16 protein-coding genes are annotated in these 14,030 nt (G+C 72.6%); 7 read left to right on the top strand and 9 right to left on the bottom strand.

Annotation, left to right across the window (positions count from 1 at the left end; genetic code table 11):
* Nucleotides 1–17 precede the first annotated feature (17 nt).
* From betC to AB0I42_RS17170, 3 genes are read left to right on the top strand one after another with little or no spacing between them, the layout of a single operon-like run.
* On the top strand, nt 18–1,574 hold the full coding sequence (betC, locus tag AB0I42_RS17180) for a choline-sulfatase (RefSeq protein ID WP_357538380.1): 1,557 nt from the start codon (nt 18–20) through the stop codon (nt 1,572–1,574).
* 21 nt (nt 1,575–1,595) lie between these two features.
* On the top strand, nt 1,596–1,973 hold the full coding sequence (locus AB0I42_RS17175; RefSeq protein WP_357538378.1) for a DUF202 domain-containing protein: 378 nt from the start codon (nt 1,596–1,598) through the stop codon (nt 1,971–1,973).
* Nucleotides 1,974–1,995: 22 nt separating this feature from the next.
* Complete coding sequence (locus tag AB0I42_RS17170) at nt 1,996–2,295, top strand: DUF202 domain-containing protein (protein WP_357538376.1); 300 nt, start codon at nt 1,996–1,998, stop codon at nt 2,293–2,295.
* 1 nt (nt 2,296) lies between these two features.
* Here the strand turns inward: AB0I42_RS17170 and AB0I42_RS17165 are convergent, their stop codons facing one another.
* Nucleotides 2,297–3,241 (bottom strand): formylglycine-generating enzyme family protein, encoded by a 945-nt coding sequence (locus tag AB0I42_RS17165; protein WP_357538375.1) that lies wholly within the window; start codon nt 3,239–3,241, stop codon nt 2,297–2,299.
* A 145-nt stretch (nt 3,242–3,386) separates the two neighbouring features.
* The gene (locus tag AB0I42_RS17160) at nt 3,387–3,956 is read right to left on the bottom strand and encodes a hypothetical protein (protein WP_357538373.1); all 570 of its coding nucleotides are present in this window, start codon (nt 3,954–3,956) and stop codon (nt 3,387–3,389) included.
* 101 nt (nt 3,957–4,057) lie between these two features.
* Here AB0I42_RS17160 and AB0I42_RS17155 point away from each other — a divergent pair, with 101 nt between their 5' ends.
* On the top strand, nt 4,058–4,660 hold the full coding sequence (locus tag AB0I42_RS17155) for a nitroreductase family protein (protein ID WP_357538371.1): 603 nt from the start codon (nt 4,058–4,060) through the stop codon (nt 4,658–4,660).
* A 3-nt stretch (nt 4,661–4,663) separates the two neighbouring features.
* On the opposite strand, the gene AB0I42_RS17150 is transcribed toward AB0I42_RS17155, so the two are convergent.
* Complete coding sequence (locus tag AB0I42_RS17150; protein WP_357538369.1) at nt 4,664–4,987, bottom strand: hypothetical protein; 324 nt, start codon at nt 4,985–4,987, stop codon at nt 4,664–4,666.
* Nucleotides 4,980–5,447: a MarR family winged helix-turn-helix transcriptional regulator gene (locus AB0I42_RS17145; RefSeq protein WP_357538367.1), complete on the bottom strand. Its 468-nt coding sequence runs from the start codon at nt 5,445–5,447 to the stop codon at nt 4,980–4,982. Before AB0I42_RS17145 ends, AB0I42_RS17150 begins: the two co-directional genes overlap by 8 nt.
* Before the next feature lie 70 nt (nt 5,448–5,517).
* Here AB0I42_RS17145 and AB0I42_RS17140 point away from each other — a divergent pair, with 70 nt between their 5' ends.
* On the top strand, nt 5,518–6,699 hold the full coding sequence (locus AB0I42_RS17140) for an MFS transporter (RefSeq protein ID WP_357538365.1): 1,182 nt from the start codon (nt 5,518–5,520) through the stop codon (nt 6,697–6,699).
* A gap of 78 nt (nt 6,700–6,777) precedes the next feature.
* On the opposite strand, the gene AB0I42_RS17135 is transcribed toward AB0I42_RS17140, so the two are convergent.
* From AB0I42_RS17135 to AB0I42_RS17120, 4 genes are read right to left on the bottom strand one after another with little or no spacing between them, the layout of a single operon-like run.
* Nucleotides 6,778–7,065: a hypothetical protein gene (locus tag AB0I42_RS17135; protein ID WP_357538363.1), complete on the bottom strand. Its 288-nt coding sequence runs from the start codon at nt 7,063–7,065 to the stop codon at nt 6,778–6,780.
* The gene (locus AB0I42_RS17130; RefSeq protein ID WP_357538361.1) at nt 7,062–7,760 is read right to left on the bottom strand and encodes a DUF998 domain-containing protein; all 699 of its coding nucleotides are present in this window, start codon (nt 7,758–7,760) and stop codon (nt 7,062–7,064) included. Before AB0I42_RS17130 ends, AB0I42_RS17135 begins: the two co-directional genes overlap by 4 nt.
* Nucleotides 7,757–8,971 (bottom strand): glycosyltransferase, encoded by a 1,215-nt coding sequence (locus tag AB0I42_RS17125; protein ID WP_357538359.1) that lies wholly within the window; start codon nt 8,969–8,971, stop codon nt 7,757–7,759. Before AB0I42_RS17125 ends, AB0I42_RS17130 begins: the two co-directional genes overlap by 4 nt.
* Complete coding sequence (locus AB0I42_RS17120; protein WP_357538356.1) at nt 8,968–9,570, bottom strand: VTT domain-containing protein; 603 nt, start codon at nt 9,568–9,570, stop codon at nt 8,968–8,970. Before AB0I42_RS17120 ends, AB0I42_RS17125 begins: the two co-directional genes overlap by 4 nt.
* A gap of 235 nt (nt 9,571–9,805) precedes the next feature.
* Here AB0I42_RS17120 and AB0I42_RS17115 point away from each other — a divergent pair, with 235 nt between their 5' ends.
* Together AB0I42_RS17115 and AB0I42_RS17110 are read left to right on the top strand one after the other, a co-directional pair.
* Nucleotides 9,806–11,047 carry a histidine kinase gene (locus AB0I42_RS17115; protein ID WP_357538354.1) on the top strand — a complete coding sequence of 414 codons (1,242 nt, stop codon included), beginning with the start codon at nt 9,806–9,808 and terminating at the stop codon, nt 11,045–11,047.
* Entirely contained in the window at nt 11,044–11,712 is a 669-nt protein-coding gene (locus AB0I42_RS17110) for a response regulator transcription factor (RefSeq protein WP_357538352.1), read from the top strand. The genes AB0I42_RS17115 and AB0I42_RS17110 overlap by 4 nt, the downstream gene beginning before the upstream one ends.
* Nucleotides 11,713–11,720: 8 nt before the next feature.
* On the opposite strand, the gene AB0I42_RS17105 is transcribed toward AB0I42_RS17110, so the two are convergent.
* The gene (locus AB0I42_RS17105) at nt 11,721–13,778 is read right to left on the bottom strand and encodes a heavy metal translocating P-type ATPase (RefSeq protein WP_357538350.1); all 2,058 of its coding nucleotides are present in this window, start codon (nt 13,776–13,778) and stop codon (nt 11,721–11,723) included.
* Between the last annotated feature and the right edge of the window lie 252 nt (nt 13,779–14,030).

Here is a 14,030-nt window from a genome sequence, read left to right as displayed (position 1 = left end):
CTCGCCTAGGAGACAGCTTGACCACGCCCGGCAGCCGGCCCAACATCCTCCTGCTCATGGCCGACCAGCTCAGCGCGTTCGGCACCGGACCGTACGGCAACGAGGACGTCCTGACCCCCAACCTCGACGCCCTCGCCGCCCGCGGCACCGTACTGGCCAACGCCTACTGCAACGCGCCGCTGTGTGTGCCGTCGCGGGCCGCGATGATGACCGGCCGGCTGCCGAGCGAGGTCCCCTCCAACGACAACGCCGAGGAGTTCCCGGCCTCGGTGCCCACCTTCGCCCACACGCTGCGCCGGGCCGGCTACCGCACCATCCTCGCCGGCAAGATGCACTTCGTCGGCCCCGACCAGCTGCACGGCTTCGAGGAACGGCTCACCACCGACATCTTCCCGCCCGACCTGACCTGGACCCGGCCCTGGGAAGAGCAGGGCGACCCGCCGCGGCTCTCCGGCGAGCAGCAGAACGGCGGCCGGGAATACCTCGACATCCTGCGTTCCTCCGGCCCGCTGCCGTGGACGTACCAGATGCACTACGACGAAGAGGTCCGGTTCAACGCCCTGCAGCGGATCCGGGAACTGGCGCTGGCCACCGACGACCGCGCCGACGAGCCGTGGCTCATGGTGGCCTCGTTCACCCAGCCCCACGACCCGTACGTCGCACCGCCGGAGTACTGGAACCGGTACGAGGGCCGGCACATCGGCCTGCCCGAACCCGTACCCGCCGGCACGGCAGCCCACCCGCTCGACCGCTGGGTCAACTCGTTCCACGGCGTCGACCGGGGCACCGTCACCGACGAGACCACCTACCTGGCCCGGCGCGGCTACTACGCGATGACCAGCTACATCGACGACGTCGTCGGGTCGTTCACCGCCGAACTGGAACGCTTCGGCCTGCTGGACGACACCGTCGTCGTCTTCACCAGCGACCACGGCGACCAGCTCGGCGAGCACGGCATGTACTTCAAACGCACGCTGCGCGAGTGGTCGGTCCGGGTGCCGTTGCTGATGGCCGGCGCCGGCATACCGGCCGGACACCGCATCGACACCCCGGTCTCTCTCGTCGACCTGCACCCGACCTTCGCCGACCTGGCGCAGGCCCGGCTACCCGACTGGGTCACCGGCCGGTTCGCCGGCGCCAGCCTGGCCGGGGCGCTGCGCGACCGCACCGACGAGGTGGCCGGGCATCCGGGCGTCATCATCGAGAACTCCGCCGAGGGCACGCTGCGCCCGGTACGCGCCGCCGTCGACGGCCGGCACAAGCTCGTCTACGCCCGCGACCTACCCGACCAGCTCTACGACCTGGAGAAGGACCCCCGGGAACTGCACAACCTCGCCACCGAACCGGAACACGGGTCGACCCGGACCCGGCTGCGGCAGCGGGTGCTGGACGGCTGGGACCCCGACCACGCCGAGCAGGAGATCGTGACGAGCCAGCGGATGCGGGCGTTCCTCGGCGAGGCGCTGGGCAAGGGCCGGCACACCTCGTGGGCGTACGAGCCGCAGGTCAACGCGGCCCACCAGTGGATCCGCGGCACCGACGACGACCCCTGGGACCCGTTGTGCGGGTTCTGAACCGGTCGGAGGCCGGCCGCGGTGCGTGAACCGGCCTGGTACCGCGCGGGCGACGAACCCGACTACCGGTTCTCGCTGGCCAACGAGCGGACCTTCCTCGCCTGGATCCGGACCGCGCTGGCCCTGCTCGCCGGCTCCGTCGCCGTGGTCCAGTTCCTGCCGCCGTCGGCCCTGTCCGGCATGCGGGACCTGCTGGCGGCGGTACTCGCCGCCGCCGGCAGCGCCCTGCCGGCGGCGGCCTACCTGCGGTGGGTACGGGTCCAGAAGGCGATGCGGCTGGGCCGAGGGCTGCCGTTCACCCCGCTGCTGGCCGTCATGGCGGTCGGGGCCGCCGTCGTCGGCGTCGGCGTCATCCTGCTGGCCGTCCTACCGTGGGCGAGCGCACCGGCGGCACCGTGAGCGGACGCGGTGAGGCGATACCGTGACCGACGCGGGTCTGCAGGCCGAGCGCACGGCGCTGGCCTGGGCGCGTACCGGCGCGGTCGCGGCGGTCAACGCGGCCCTGCTGCTACGGGCGGCGGCGGGTTCCGGCGCCACCGTCCTCTTCGGAGCGGCGGCCCTGCTGATGCTGCTGACCGTCGGCTTGTGGGGCTACCGGCGGCACCGGTTCGCATCGGCCTCCACCGTGCGGCAACGCCGGCCACCGGCCCCGCAACTGCGCCTGCTCGCCGGGCTCGTCATGCTCTGCGGGCTGCTGGTCCTCGCCGGCCTGCTCGGCTGAGTCACCGGCTTCCGGCCGGCTCCGGGTCGGCGGCGCAGCGGAAGCCGAGATGCCCGGTGGTGCTGTCCGGCGGGCTCATGGTCCGGGCCGCGACCCGGTAGCGGTTGCAGTAGGAGTGGTGGCACAGGTACGAACCGCCGCGCATGACCCGGTCGGTGCCCTCCGCCGGCCCGCGCGGATCGTTCCTCGTCTCGGGACGTTCGGCCGCGTGCCAGTCCCGGCTGAACCAGTCGGCACACCACTCCCACACGTTGCCCGACGTGTTGAAGATGCCGTACGCGTTGGGGCGGTAGGCGTCCACCGGCGCGGTGCCGACGTAGCCGTCCGCCGCGGTGTTCGACGTCGGGAAGGTGCCCTGCCAGATGTTGCAGCGGTGCTGCCCGCGCGGGGTCAGTTCGTCGCCCCACGGATACTGCGCCCGGTCGAGCCCACCCCGGGCGGCCTTCTCCCATTCGGCCTCGGTCGGCAGCCGCTTACCGGCCCACTCGGCGTACGCGGAGGCGTCGTTCCAGGACACGTGGACGACAGGGTGGTTCTGCCGGTCACCGATCGACGACCCCGGCCCCTCCGGGGTACGCCACGCCGCCCCCCGTACCGGCAGCCACCAGGGTGCCTGCGGCACGACACCGTCGAGAAGGTGTGCCCGCGCGGCGCCCGAGACGAACAGGTGGAAGACGTACGACCAGCCGTAGTGCTCGGCCTCGGTGACGTGTCCCGTCGCCTTGACGAACGCGGCGAACTGGGCGTTCGTCACCGCCTTCGGGTCGATGAGGAAGGTCGGTACGTCGACCCGGCGGACCGGCCCCTCACCGTCGTCGGCGAAGGCGTCGGGGTGGTCGCTGCCCATCCAGAAGTCGCCACCGGGCACCGTGACCATGCCACGCCGCACCTGGCGGGCGTCGCGGGCCGGCGCCTGCGGTGGGCGGCTGCGCGGTAGCCCGACCACCGGCGGGGCCGTACTGCGACCCGGTGCGCAGCACGCGCTCTCGGAATCCGGCACCGCCCCTCCTCGAAATCCGGATCTCTACATCAGCACCAGACTAACCCGCAGGTCAGAAAGGGGGTGAAGGCGTCCGGGCGCTGCTGCTTGGTCAACTGCCGGGCGGGAAGACCCGGCGGCCGTCCCAATAGGGCTTGATGTCGTGCACCCGGCACAGTTCGACGTCGCCCGGCTCGATCCGGCTCGCCGACACGGTGCAGCGGTGATCTCCGTGGGCGGTGGTGGCGACCCAGCCCTGGGGCAGCCGCCAGACCTGGAAGCGGGTCGGTGCGCCCTCGACCGGGATGACCACCTCGTCCGGGTCGTCGGCCAGCAGTTCGCGGTCGATCCGCCGGAAGGTCTCCTCGTCGCGCGGCGGTTCGGTCTCGTACCGGACCTCGCGGCGACGGTGGAGGGCCAGGTCCGCCCCGTCCGCGGCGTTGACCAGCACCTCGGCGTAGGGCCCTGGGCCGGGGGAAGTGCCGTGGCCGAGGCCGACCACCTCCAGCCCGCCGTCGCGGGTCTGCCAGCGGCTGACCGTCCGGAGACCGGTCCAGTTCGCCAGCCCGTAGAGCGGAAAGCCCTCGATGAGGGCGCGGATCTGTTCGAGTTCCCTGGCCGCCCGAACGTGGAACTGTCGCGGATCGGGCGTCGCCGGACCGGTCGCTCCGCGATCTGCCACGGCCGACTCCCCTCCCCGGGTGAAAGAGCCGGGCCCACCGTATCAACGGGAAGCCCTGCGGCCGATTCTCACCGAACCGGATCTTTCCTAGACTCCTGGCCATGGAGTTCCAGGATGTCGTCCGGCGCCGGCGCATGGTCCGCACCTACACCGACCGGCCGGTCCCGCCCGATGTCGTCGACTGGATCGTGCACAACGCGCTCCGGGCACCGTCGGCCGGTTTCTCCCAGGGCTGGGGTTTCCTGGTGCTCGACAACGCCGACGACATCGCGCGCTTCCGCGACGCGGCCCGGCCGGAGCAGGACCCGGAGAACTGGTTCGCGGCCAACGTCCAGGCGCCGCTGCTGATCGTGGCGCACTCCAACAAGGACGCCTACCTCGACCGGTACGCGCAGCCCGACAAGGGACAGAGTGACCGGTCGGAAGCCTGGTGGCCGGCGCCGTACTGGGACATCGACACCGGCATGGCCTCGCTGATGATGCTGCTGACCGCGGTCGACGCCGGCCTCGGTGCCTGCTTCTTCGGCATCGCGGCCGCCCGCATCGACGCGTACCGCGAGGCGTTCGGGGTGCCCGCGCACTACGCGCCGATCGGTGCGGTCTCGATCGGCTACAGCGAGGAGCCGCCCCGCGACCTGCGCGGCCGGCGTCGGCCGACCGCCGATGTCGTGCACCGGGGCAGGTGGAGCCAGCCGGCCGGATAGCGGCTACTCGTTCGGGTCGCCGGGCTCGTTCTGCTTCCGCTTCCAGTGCAGGTATCGGCGGTGCAACTCCCGCTCCCTGCGCAGCTTCCGGCGGTGCAGCACGATCCAGGCGACGAGCAGCACCAGTCCCAGCAGGATCAGCCAGAGCCCGACCCGGCGGTCCTCGGGAGTGGTCACCAGGAGGCCGCCGGCGAACAGCGCCGCGCCTCCCAGGTAGAGGGCGATGCCGGGCAGGGTGTTGCGGTATTCGAGCGCGTGCCGGGCGGCGAAGGTCCGGAACTCGTCCGGAACCTCCTCAAGCTCCTCGTACTCCTTACCGCTACCCATCCGCCCGCTCCCCGGAGCCCAGGTTCGCCAGTAGCGCGAGCGACCGGCGGAGTCGGGCCGGCTCCCCGGGGCCGAGAAGCTCCTCGTACTCCCGCTCGAGACTCGCCTTCACCGCCTCACCGTCCGCGCCGAAGCCGTACCCCTGAGCGGTGAGAGTGACCACCACCGCGCGTTGGTCGTCGGGGTCGGTCCGGGTCGTGACGTACCCCAACTCCTCCAGTTCGCGTACCAGACGGCCCATCATCTGGCGGGTCATGCCGGCCCGGGCGGCAAGGTCGGTGATGCGGGTGCCTGCGTCGTCGATGTAGCCGAAAACCGGCAAGTGCCCGGTACGGATGCCGGGGTGGCCGCGTGCGTGGAGTCTGGCGACCGCGTTGGCCTGGACCTGGCGCAGCGCCCGCAACAGCAGCCGGCCGAGGTGTGCGGTGCCGACGTCGTCGGCCGGATCCCAATCCGACATGCGAAACCTCGTTTACAATCTACGAAACCTGGTTTAGCTTATGCCGGGTGGAGCCTGCGAGCGAGTGTTGTTGACCAGCCCCTATCGGGGACTCCTTGCCCTGCCGGGCGCCGCCGCCTTCGTCGCGGCCGGGCTCGCGGCCCGCCTGGCCCACCTGACGACCGTCCTGGGCATCGTCTTCCTCATCTCGGAACTCAGCGGCTCCTACGGCCTCGGCGGACTGGTCTCCGGTGCGTACGCCCTCGCGTATTCGCTCGTCGCCCCACTGGTCGGTCGCCTCGCCGACCGCCACCGGCAGGGCCCGGTTCTCATGGCCGCCGCCATCGCCACCACCATCACCAGGACCGGGTTTCTCGTCGCAGCCGCGTCCGGTGCGCCGGCCTGGGTCCTCGTCGTCCTGTCCGCGACCAGTGGTGCCAGCATGCCGGCGATCGGGCCGTTCGTCAGGGCCCGCTGGGCCCATCTGCTGACCGGCACACCACGGCTACACGCGGCAACGTCCTTCGAGTCGGTCGTGGACGAACTGCTTCTGGTCATCGGTCCGATCGTGGTGTCCACAGTGGTCGTGTACCTGCATCCCGCGGCCGCCCTGATCCTGGCGGTTCCGCTCGCCGCCGGGGGCTCGATCGCGCTCGCGCTGCAGCACCGCACCGAACCCCCGGGCGCCCCCACCGGTCGGCCCGCCTCCGGAACCGCCCTGCGCACGCCCGGACTTCCCTTGCTGCTACTCACATCCGCGCTGGTCAGCATGGTGCTCATCGTGCTGGACGTCGCCGTCGTCGCCTACGCCCGACAGCACGACGCCGAAGCCCTCAGCGGCTGGATACTGGCGACGATCGCCGCCGGCAGTGCCGTGTCCGGGCTCTGGTACGGCGCCCGCGACTGGTCCCGCCCACCGCACCGACGCCTGGCCGTCGTACTGCCGCTGCTGACGGTGGGCACCGTGCCGTTCATCGCCGTACCAGCGACCGGATGGCTGTTCCCGGCCGCGTTCATGCTCGGTCTGACGCTGGCACCGGCCTTCATCGACGGCTTCTCGATCGCCGCTCGGGCCGTTGCCGTCCGCCACCGTACCGAGGGCCTGACCTGGCTCACGACGGCCGCCGGCATCGGCATCTCGGTCGGCTCGGCCACGGCCGGGGCGCTGGTCGACAGCGGAGGCACGACGGCGGCCTTCGCCCTGGCCACCGGCTGCGCAGCCACGGCGGCCCTCGCCGGCCACATCGCGAGCCGGCGGCTGACCGCCCCGTAGCGGCCGGCCTGCCGGGCGGACGTCAGCCCGATGGCCCGCGGAGTCCGAAGTGGAACTGGGACATGTTGCTGCACGAGATCACCCCATGACGACCAGCAGTACGGTGGCCGCCGCGAGGCTGCCGACACCGGCACCGGCGAGGAACGGCAACGTCCGCAGACCGTTCCAGACCACGACGGCGAGCGTGACCCCGAGCAGCAGGTTCACCAGGCCCCAGCCGATGTTCGCGGCCGGCGACCAGGCCACCTCGAACGGGGTCGGAAACGGCTGGCCCAGGCCGCCGTGCACGAGGTGCGGCAGGGCGTTGACGAGCAGCGCACCGGCGAGCAGCCCCGCCAGCGCGTAACCGACGGCCCGCGGGCTCACGGCCCGGTCCCGGCGTCTCGCAGCACCCGGGCGACCCGGACCAGGACCACCAGGACCAGCGCGAGCAGAATCCGCTCGAGCAGTCCGATGTACGGCAGCGAGTCGGCGTCGAGCAGGATCGTCGGCCCGTGGGCGGCGGCGAACCCGACACCCGCCACCGCGGTGACCACCGCCGCCGCCCTGAGCTGCCGGGCACCGTCGTCCCGGCCGGCACCGGCGACGACCAGGCCGAGCAGTGGGGGTACGGCGACCGCGACACCTGCCCCGTAGCGGTGCAGCAGCCCGGCGTAGGAGGTCGGCTCCCCGGATAGGTCCATCGGGAACACGGCCAGCGCCACCAGTCCCGCCGCCCACAACGTGAGCAGCAGGGTGAGCGGGCCACTTCGGCGCAGCCCGGCCCGCCGGATGCCGATCCCCAGGCAGGCGGCGACGGTGACGAGGGCGGCGGCCGCGACACCGAGCAGCAGTACGCCCGTCGGCGAGGCGACGGTCTCGCTCAGCATCTGGTGCAACGGGTGGACCCCGTCGACCGCGTGCAGTGCCAGTCCGGCGACCAGTGCGACGGTGACCGCACCGAGCGCGTACCGGTACCAGCCGGCAGCCGGGGCCGACGGTCCGCCGGGCCGCTGCCCGGCGGGAGCGTCGACGGTGACGGGAGGGCGGGTGTCGGCCAGCAGGCCACTTCCGGTCGTCACGCCGACACCCGCAGCGCCGGGACCGTGGCAGCCGGGACCGTCGACCGCTGGCCGCCGACCCGGGCGTAGATCTCCTCGAAGGCGGCGATGGTCCGGGCCTCGTCGTGTTCCTCGGCGAGGGTCCGGCTCCGCCGGCCCATGGCCGCCGCCCGGGCGGGGTCGGCCAGGATCGCCAGCAGCCGGTCGGCCAGTGCCGCGTCGTCACCGGGCGGGAAGAGCAGGCCGTTGTCGCCGGGCCGCACCAGGTGCGGCAGCGCGGACGCGTCCGCGCCGACGACCGGTACGCCGCACGCCATCGCCTCCAGCGTCACCAGGCTCTGCAGTTCGGCGGTGCCGGCGTTGACGAAGACGTCGGTGGCGGCGTACGCGGCGGGCAGGTCGGCGTCGGCGACGAATCCGGTGAAGACGAGTGCGTCGGCGACGCCGAGGTCGGCGGCCAGGGCCGCCAGCCGGCCGCGCTCGGCCCCGGTTCCGACGAGCATGAGCTGGGCGTCGACGTGCCGACGTACCCGGGCCAGGGCGCGGACCACGACGTCGATGTTCTTCTCCTTGTCGAGCCGGCCGACGTATCCGATCGTCGGGCGGGCCGGCACCCCGTAGCGCAGCCGGAACCCGGCGGAGTTGTGGCCGGTGCCGAAGCGGGACAGGTCCATCCCGCACGAGATCGGCAGGACCGGCCCGGGCACCCCGGCACGCTCGGCGAGTGCGGCCGCGTACGGCGTCGGCGCGGTCACCACCGCGGCCCGGCCGTAGACGCCGGCCAGGTCCCGCCACGCCCACTCGTGCAGCCGGCGCCGGCCGAGGTCGCCGACCGGCACGTAGTGGGTCAGGTTCTCCGGCATGAAGTGGTTGGTGGCGACGACCGGGATGCCGAGCCCGGCCGCGGCCTCGATCAGCGCCCGGCAGAGCGGGAAGTGGCTCTGCACGTGCACCACGTCGGGGCGTACCTCGGTGAGGATCCGGCGGGCGGCGGCGACCAGGCGCACCGGGGCGCAGAACCGGAAACCTCTGCGGCGCAGTACGGGCAGCGACCGGACCCGGTGCTCGACGATCCCCGATTCGGTGGCGGTGCTGCGGCTGGCGTACCCGGTCGACGGGCAGACGACGTGCACCTCGTGCCGGCCGGCCAGGGCGGTCGCCAGCCGCTGTGCGAAGTACGACGCGCCGTTGACGTCGGGCGCGTACGTGTCGGCACCGATGAGGATCTTCATGGTTTCTCCTTGACGGGATCGAATCGGGTTCCGGCGAGCCGCCGGGTGATCAGGTGGGTGGCCACGACCGCCAGGGCCAGCCCGGCGGCGACGGCGAGCCCGGTGCCGGGCGAGGTGAGCAGGTGGGCGACCTCCTGGCCGAAGAGCACGCCGGCACCGATCAGCAGTGCGGCGCGTACCGTGCTGGCCCCGGCCACCCAGGCCAGGAACCTGCGGTACGGGGCCCGGGCCAGCCCGGCGGCCAGGAACGCGGGTACGGCGGCGACGTCGACGACCTTCGCGCCGAGCACGACGCGGGGCAGGGCGCGGCGGACCGCCGTGGTGAGCCGTTGCCGCCGGTGTGGCGGCAGGCCGAGCCGGCCCAGCAGCGGCGCGACCCGCCGGTGGTTGCCGAACCGGCCGAGCAGGTAGAGGCCGCTGTCGGCGAGGACGTCGGCGACGACGACGATCAGCCAGATCGGCCAGAACCGGGCCATTCCGGCACCGACCAGTGCCCCGGCGACGACCGTCGCCGCCGGACCCTCGATCAGCACCAGCGGCCCGAGCAGCAGGTACGGATGGTCGGTCACCCCCGTCCACAGCACCTGCGCCGGATCCATGCCGCCCCCTCCACACCGCCGTCTCCGGCGGCGGTTCCGCCGGCGACGGGAGAAAACTAGGTACGGGACACCGCGCCGGTCGTCGCCCCGCGGAGGCGTTCCGGCCCGGACGGCGGAGGTAGTTCGCCGACCCCGCGCGTACCTCCGCGGTAGGGGGTGGCGTACCGCCGCGGCCTGACGTCACCCTGACTCCCACCCCGGTACCGTCGCCCTGAGCAGGGCACGGGGAGGAATCGTGGAAACCAGGCTGTGGGCGCCGGTACGCCCGGCCGAGCCGCTCGGACCGTGGTCGTGGCTGGTGGTCGGCGCGCTGGCCGTGGTGTTGATGGCGGTCAACATTCCGGTCGCGGCCGAGATATACGAGGTGCCGCTGGTCGTGGCGTTCGGCGCCGGCATCGCACAGGGGGTGGCCCTGCCGCTGACCCTGTGGTGGCCGGTCCAGGCGACCGCGGTGCAGTTCGCCGGGGTGACCGCCCTGGCGGTCATGCTGTCCTTCGACGCCGGCCCGACCTGGCCGCTGACGATTCCGGGCCTGATCGCCCTGATCGCCCACGTGGCCCTGGTCGGCCTCTTCCACGAGTGGCGGGCGGCGGCGACGGCCTGGTGGGCGAGCGTGCTGCTGTGCGTCCTGCTGGTGGTGCTCGACCTACGGGCCGGCCATACGTTCGCCGAGGCCGAGCCGTTGCTCGTCATCTACGCCACGAACTCGGCCCTGATCACGCTCGGTGCGATCGCCTTCCGGCAGCGGGCCGTGATCCGGCGCCAGCTCGTCGACGCCCGCCGCGACGTGGCCCTCGAACAGGCGCAGCGGGCGGTGGTCGAGGAACGGACCCGGATCGCCCGGGAGCTGCACGACGTCGTCGCGCACAGCATGTCGGTGATCCACATGCAGGCGACGTCGGCGGCGTACCGGATCAAGAACATCGACGACGAGTCGCGGGACGAGTTCGCGCAGATCGCCGCCGGTGCCCGGGGTGCGCTGCGCGAGATGCGGCAACTGCTGGCCGTGCTCCGCGACGAGGACGCCGCCGTCGACCTGCGGCCGGTACCCAACCTGGACCGGCTCGACGAACTGGCCGAGTCGGTACGCCGTGGCGGCGTACCCGTCGACCTGTGGGTCTCCGACGCCGTACGTGCCACGACGGTGTCGGACGCGATCGCCCTGGCCGCGTACCGGATCGTGCAGGAGTCGCTGAGCAACGTCGTCCGGCACGCGGCCGGCGCCCCTACCGTCGTACGGGTCGACCTCGAACCCGGCGACGTGCTCGCCGTCGTCGTCACCAACGACGCCCCGACCGGCCCCACCGGCCCGCCCGAGGATGTCGGCCGGGCCGGCCACGGGCTGCACGGGATGCGGGAACGGGTCCGCCTGGTCGGCGGCACCCTGGAGACGGCTCCGCTCGCGGACGGCGGCTACCGGGTCGCCGCCCGGCTGCCGATACGGTGGGACCAGGCAGCCGACGGGAGCAACGGGTGATCCGGATTCTGATCGTGGACGACCAGTCGATGATCCGGGTCGGCATCCGGGCGATCCTCGACTCGCAGGACGACATGACCGTGGTCGGCGAGGCCGAGAACGGGCGCGCCGGCGTCGACCGCTGCCGCAGCCTGCGCCCCGACGTCGTGCTGATGGACGTACGGATGCCGGTGCTGGACGGGCTCGCCGCCACCCGGGCGATCCTCGGCCCGGAACGCACCGAGGGACACCACCCCCGGGTGCTGATGCTGACCACGTTCGACATCGACGACTACATCTACGAGGCGCTGCGGATCGGGGCCAGCGGCTTCCTGCTCAAGGACAGCGAACCCGACGAGCTGATGCGCGCCGTACGGGTGGTGGCCGGTGGCGAGGCGCTGCTGGCGCCGAGCATCACCCGCCGGCTCATCGAGAACTTCGTCGACGCGCAGCCGAAGCGGCCGGCGGGCACCACGGCGCTCAACGCGCTGACCGACCGGGAACGGGAGGTGTTGCGGCTGGTGGCGCTCGGCATGTCCAACGCCGAGATCGCCGCGTCGCTGTTCATCGCCGAGCAGACCACCAAGACCCACGTCAGCCGCATCCTGCAGAAGCTGGGTCTGCGTGACCGGGTGCAGGCGGTGGTGTTCGGCTACGAGACCGGCCTGGTCACCCCGGGCGGCTGACCTGAGCGCTATCCGCCGAGGCGGACCCGGCGCAGGAGTTGGGCGTTGAGGGCCACCACGATGGTCGAGGCCGACATCAGCAGGGCTCCGGCGGCCGGGCTGAGCGCCACCCCGGCCCAGGCCAGCACCCCGGCGGCCAGTGGCAGCGCCACCACGTTGTAGCCGGCCGCCCAGCCCAGATTCTGGATCATCTTGCGGTAGGAGGCGCGGGACAGCCGGATCACCCCGGTCACGCCGCGCGGGTCCGACGAGGCCAGTACGACACCGGCGGACTCGATGGCGACGTCGGTGCCGGCCCCGATGGCGATGCCGACGTCGGCCCGGGCCAGGGCGGGCGCGTCGTTGACGCCGTCGCCGACCATCGCCACCCGTAGGCCGCGCCGCTGCAACTCGCCCACGGCGTCGTCCTTGTCGGCCGGCAGGACCTCGGCGAAGACCTCGTCGAGCCCGAGTTCGGCGGCGACCGCGTCGGCGACCGGGCGGGCGTCCCCGGTGATCATCACGATCTTCGAGATGCCCTGTTCCCGCAGGTCGGCGATGGCCTGCCGGGCTTCGGGGCGCACCTCGTCGGCCAGGGCAAGCGCGCCGAGCACCTGGGCCGGCCCTGCCTCGTCGAGGCGGAGCAGGTGCAGCACGGCGGCTCCCCGCCGCGCCCAGTCCGCCGTCTCGGCGGCCAGTTCGGCCGGTACGTCGGCGTCCAGTTCCCGCAGCAGCGCCGGCCCGCCGACGGCGTACCCGGTGCCGTCGATGCTGGCCCGCACGCCGCGCCCGGTCAGCGACCGGAAGTCGGTGGCCGGTGCCGGTCGCCCCCGGTCGGTGGCGGCGGCGACGATGGCCCTGGCGAGCGGGTGCTCGCTGTCGGCCTCGACGCCGGCCGCCAGGCGCAGCACCTCGTCGCCCTCGGTGCCGGGGGTGCCGGCGATGGCGGTGACGACGTGCTCGCCCCGGGTGAGGGTGCCGGTCTTGTCGAAGAGCACCGCGTCGACCGTACGCATCCGCTCCAGCGCCAGCCGGTCCTTGACCAGGATTCCGGCCTTGGCCGCGACGGCGGTGGACAGCGCGATCACCAGGGGAATGGCGAGCCCGAGGGCGTGCGGGCAGGCGATCACCAGCACGGTGACGGTACGCACCACCGCCTCGTCGACGTTGCCGAGCAGCGCCCACGCCGTGAAGGTGGCCACGGCGGTCGCGATCGCGATGTAGAACAGCCAGGCGGCGAACCGGTCGGCCAGCACCTGGGCGCGGCCGCTGGACCGCTGCGCCTGTGCCACGAGCCGCTGGATTCCGGCCAGGGCGGTGTCGTCGCCGACGGCTTCGACGCGTACCCGGATCGCGGAGTCGGTGGCGACGGTGCCGGCGACGACCCGGTCGCCGACCGACCGGGCGACCGGCCGGGACTCGCCGGTGATCATCGACTCGTCGAGTTCGGCGCCGCCGTCGACGATCCGGCCGTCGGCCGGCACCCGCGCGCCCGGCCGGACCAGCACCACGTCGTCGACGTGCAGGTCGGCCACCGGGACCCGCTCGGCACGGCCGTCGCCGACCCGTTCGGCGTCGTCGGGCAGCAGTGCGGCGAGGGCGGAGAGGGCGCCCTGCGCCTGGCCGATCGCCTTCATCTCCTGCCAGTGCCCGAGCAGCATGATGGTGACCAGGGCCGCCAGTTCCCACCAGAAGTCGAGGTCGAACGCGCCGAAGGTGGTGGCGAGCGAGGCGGCGTACGCGACCGTGATCGCCATCGCGATCAGCAGCATCATGCCCGGGGCCCGGTCGCGGACCTCGTGTACGGCGCCGGCCAGGAACGGCCAGCCGCCGTAGAGGAACACCACCGAGCCGAGCACCGGCCCGATCAGGGGCATGCCGGGGAAGTCCAGCGTGTAGCCGAACCAGTCCATCACCATGTGGCTGGTCACGACGATCGGCACGGTCAGTGCCAGGCTGAGCCAGAACTTGCGGCGGAAGATCTCCGGGTCGTGTCCGGCGTGCTTGTCGTGCCCCTGGTGACCGCCGTGGCCGTCGTGCTGCTCGTGCCCGGCGTGTTCGTCGTGCGCTGTCGTGTCGTGTCGCATGTCGGCACCTCCCACCCTCACCATATACCCCCCGGGGGTACCCGCAACCCTCGCGTGACCACTACCTCACCCTCGCGCAACCCGACCCACACCGCCGCCGGTTCGGAAACCGTCGGAGATGCGCGATTGTCAATACATAAATGGACTGGACGCAGCCTGCCCATTTTCCGAATACCGCGTTTTCCGTCGGTCGAGTTGACCTCTTTCAGCACGTAATCATTGGTGCACACGGGCCACGGCAGGCCCATCCCA

Origin of the sequence: Polymorphospora sp. NPDC050346, assembly GCF_040655695.1 — a bacterium.
GTDB classification, from domain to species: domain Bacteria; phylum Actinomycetota; class Actinomycetes; order Mycobacteriales; family Micromonosporaceae; genus Polymorphospora; species Polymorphospora lycopeni.
The sequence above is the reverse complement of the archived record's forward strand: the minus strand, read 5'-3'. Positions and strand labels throughout refer to the sequence as shown.

Bases quoted from the DNA above. Each gene is read 5' to 3' on its own strand.
- AB0I42_RS17155 (WP_357538371.1), top strand. From the start codon at position 4,058: ATGGAGTTCCAGGATGTCGTCCGGCGCCGGCGCATGGTCCGCACCTAC.
- AB0I42_RS17150 (WP_357538369.1), bottom strand. From the start codon at position 4,987: ATGGGTAGCGGTAAGGAGTACGAGGAGCTTGAGGAGGTTCCGGACGAG.
- AB0I42_RS17145 (WP_357538367.1), bottom strand. From the start codon at position 5,447: ATGTCGGATTGGGATCCGGCCGACGACGTCGGCACCGCACACCTCGGC.
- AB0I42_RS17125 (WP_357538359.1), bottom strand. From the start codon at position 8,971: ATGAAGATCCTCATCGGTGCCGACACGTACGCGCCCGACGTCAACGGC.
- AB0I42_RS17120 (WP_357538356.1), bottom strand. From the start codon at position 9,570: ATGGATCCGGCGCAGGTGCTGTGGACGGGGGTGACCGACCATCCGTAC.
- AB0I42_RS17105 (WP_357538350.1), bottom strand. From the start codon at position 13,778: ATGCGACACGACACGACAGCGCACGACGAACACGCCGGGCACGAGCAG.